The sequence below is a fragment of the Ligilactobacillus acidipiscis DSM 15836 genome (assembly GCF_001435755.1).
Taxonomy (GTDB): domain Bacteria; phylum Bacillota; class Bacilli; order Lactobacillales; family Lactobacillaceae; genus Ligilactobacillus; species Ligilactobacillus acidipiscis.
In genome coordinates this window covers 1-3,313 of the sequence record NZ_AZFI01000198.1, presented here as the reverse complement: position 1 = coordinate 3,313, position 3,313 = coordinate 1, and the positions used below count along the sequence as shown (strand labels likewise).

Genomic DNA, 3,313 nt, shown 5'->3' with positions numbered 1-3,313 from the left:
AGTCCCTTGGTGCTCGAGTTTTCCCGGCTTGCTCCGCTCTGTTTTAAATTAGGAGGTTATATCTATGGTAATGACAAAAGTTGCACCTACAAACACATTAGGAGATTTTGGAAAATTAACTCCTAAAATGGACCGCTATCGTGAAGAAATTTTAAGTGCAAAGCCTTACGTCGACCCAGAAAGAGCTGTTCTGACAACAGAAGCTTATCAAAAATATCAAGATCAGCAAGTCGACATTTTGTGGGCGCGTGTCCTTGAACATATTTTGCATAACATGACGATCTTCATCGAAAAAGATACTTTACTTGTTGGCAATCAAGCACAGCATAACCGCTGGGCACCGGTTTTCCCTGAATACTCTATGAACTGGGTGATTGACGAATTAGATACATTTGAAAAACGCTCAGGCGATGTTTTTTACATTACTGATGATGCTAAAGAAGAATTACGCAAAATCGCGCCATTTTGGCAGCATAATACACTGGAAGACCGCGGATACGCTGCCTTTCCTGAAAAAAGTAAGTTATTTTATGATTTAGGGATCATCGGCGCAGACGGAAACATTACTTCTGGCGATGGTCATATCGCGGTCAATTACGAAACTGTTATTAAATATGGCCTAGTTTCCTACGAAAAAAGGATCAAAGAAGAAATGGACCAACTTGACCTAACAGACATCGACCAACAAAAGAGACTTTACTTCTACCAAGCAGGTCTGATCGTGATCAAGTCTGTCCGGGATTTTGCTAAAAGATATGCCCAACTAGCTGAACAAGAAGCTACGCAGGCAGCTAACGCGCAAAGACACGACGAATTATTAGAGATTGCTCGTATCATGCGTAAGATCCCCTACCAGCCGGCTGACAGCTTCTATGAAGCTATCCAATCAGTTTGGCTGATCCATTTAGTCTTACAGATCGAATCTAACGGTCATTCTGTTTCATACGGTCGTTTGGATCAATATTTAGACCCATTTTATGAAAAAGACCTGAGCAATGGCCAGATCACCGCTGCAAAAGCAACAGAATTACTGACTAACTTGTGCATGAAAACTTTAACGATCAATAAAGTACGATCATGGGCTCACACCGAGTTTTCGGCAGGCAGTCCACTCTATCAAAATATCACCATCGGCGGCCAGACTAAAGACGGCAAAGATGCCGTCAACAGCATGTCATATTTGATCTTAAACGCCATCGTGCAGGCTCATATACCGCAGCCCAACCTCACTGTGCGCTACCATCACGGGTTAAGTGACCACTTTATGCGGCAATGTGTTGAAGTCATCAAGGAAGGTCTTGGGATGCCGGCCTTCAATAACGATGAAATCATTATTCCATCATTTATCGCACGGGGCATCAAGAAAGAAGATGCCTATAATTACAGTGCTATCGGTTGTGTTGAAACGGCAGTGCCTGGCAAATGGGGTTATCGTTGCACCGGCATGAGCTTCATCAACTTTCCACGGACACTTTTGATCGTAATGAATGGCGGAAAAGATCCTGAGTCAGGCAAACAACTGCTACCTAACTATGGTCACTTCACAGAGATGACCTCTTATGATGAATTATTTGCTGCTTGGGACAAATCTTTACGTGAGATCACCCGCCAAAGTGTCATAATCGAAAACACTTGTGATTTAGCTTTGGAACAAAACTATCCGGATATTTTATGTTCAGTTCTGACAGAGGACTGTATCGGCAGAGGTAAAACGATCAAAGAAGGCGGCACGATTTACGACTTTATTAGCGGCTTGCAGGTCGGGATCGCTAACTTGGCAGATTCATTAGCTGCGATCAAGAAGCTCGTCTTTAAAGAAAAGAAGATCTCCCCACAAGAATTATGGCAAGCTCTAACAGACAATTTCCAAGGCGCAAACCAAGAAGAGCTCCGGCAAATGTTGATCAATGATGCACCAAAATATGGTAACGATAATGACGAGGTCGATCAACTGATCGTCGCAGCTTACCAGCCGTACATCGATGAAATTTCTAAATACAAAAACACGCGTTATGGCAGAGGACCGATCGGCGGGACACGCTATGCTGGGACTTCTTCGATTTCAGCTAATGTGGGTCAGGGACATAGCACTCTTGCCACGCCAGATGGCAGGTACGCTCGCACCCCATTATCTGAAGGCTGTTCTCCGGCACACTCCATGGATACAGATGGACCTACAGCCGTCTTTAAGAGTGTTTCCAAGCTAAATACCAAGTCGATCACTGGTGGAGTTTTACTCAATCAGAAAATGTCGCCTCAGCTTTTAAGAAGTGCAGATAATTGCGAAAAATTAGTAATGCTGTTAAGAACGTTCTTCAATCGTTTGCACGGGTATCATGTTCAATATAATGTGGTAGACAAAAAAACACTGGTCGATGCTCAGAAACATCCTGATAAACATAGAGATCTGATCGTTCGAGTTGCCGGTTATTCAGCATTCTTTGTCGGCTTATCTAAAGAAACGCAAGACGACATCATCGAAAGAACAGAACAAAGCATTTAAAAAAGGAGTAAAAACGAGATGGAAATTTTAGTAGATACGGTTAATTTGGATGAAATCAGAAAATATAACAAGATGTTAAATTTAAGTGGGGTAACTTCTAATCCGACGATCATTAAAAAAGAGGGCAAAGTCGACTTTTTTGAACATTTGCGTAAAGTTAGAGAAATAATCGGACCGGATAAAACATTGCATGTTCAAGCAGTTGGAGAAACAGCAGAAGAGATCATAGCAGATGCCCACCGCGTTTTAAAAGAGATCGATCAGCAAGTTTATATCAAGATACCTACTAACGAACAAGGACTTGAAGCAATGAAAATTTTAAAACGTGAGGGCGTCCATATCACCGCCACCGCGATTTATACAGTCTTTCAAGGAGAACTGGCCATCGCGGCAGGAGCCGATTATTTAGCACCCTATTATAACCGGATGTTAAACATGAACATCGATGCTCCACAAGTTATTGCTGAGTTAGCACATGCAATTTCGATGAGTGTCAGCCAAACTAAGATCTTGACCGCCAGTTTTCATAACGTAGCTCAAGTAACTGCCGCCATCAAAAACGGTGCCCAGGCTGTAACGATCGGCACAGATGTTGTTGCATCTGGATTAAATGCGCCTATGATCGCAGCAGCCGTGACAGATTTTAAAAAGGACTGGGTAGCCCTTTACGGTGACCAGACAATTGCAGATTTAACATAAAAGAAAAGCTAGACTTCTATCCAATTAGCTCTTCTTTCTCTACAAAAAAGGTTGAAGCAAAATTTTTCTGATTTAAAAAGAATACCTGAATTATTCATACTTTTCGTTGCA

2 protein-coding genes are annotated in these 3,313 nt (G+C 42.3%); both read left to right on the top strand.

The features are described from left to right. Positions 1-64: 64 nt before the first annotated feature. Positions 65-2,503: a glycyl radical protein gene (locus FC65_RS09705; RefSeq protein WP_056972517.1), complete on the top strand. Its 2,439-nt coding sequence runs from the start codon at positions 65-67 to the stop codon at positions 2,501-2,503. A gap of 18 nt (positions 2,504-2,521) precedes the next feature. After that, a complete protein-coding gene (locus FC65_RS09700; RefSeq protein WP_056972516.1) occupies positions 2,522-3,202 on the top strand; it encodes a fructose-6-phosphate aldolase in 681 nt (226 codons plus the stop codon). Positions 3,203-3,313: the final 111 nt, after the last annotated feature.

Coding starts and splice junctions, on each gene's coding strand:
- FC65_RS09705 (WP_056972517.1), top strand. CDS start 65: ATGGTAATGACAAAAGTTGCACCTACAAACACATTAGGAGATTTTGGA.
- FC65_RS09700 (WP_056972516.1), top strand. CDS start 2,522: ATGGAAATTTTAGTAGATACGGTTAATTTGGATGAAATCAGAAAATAT.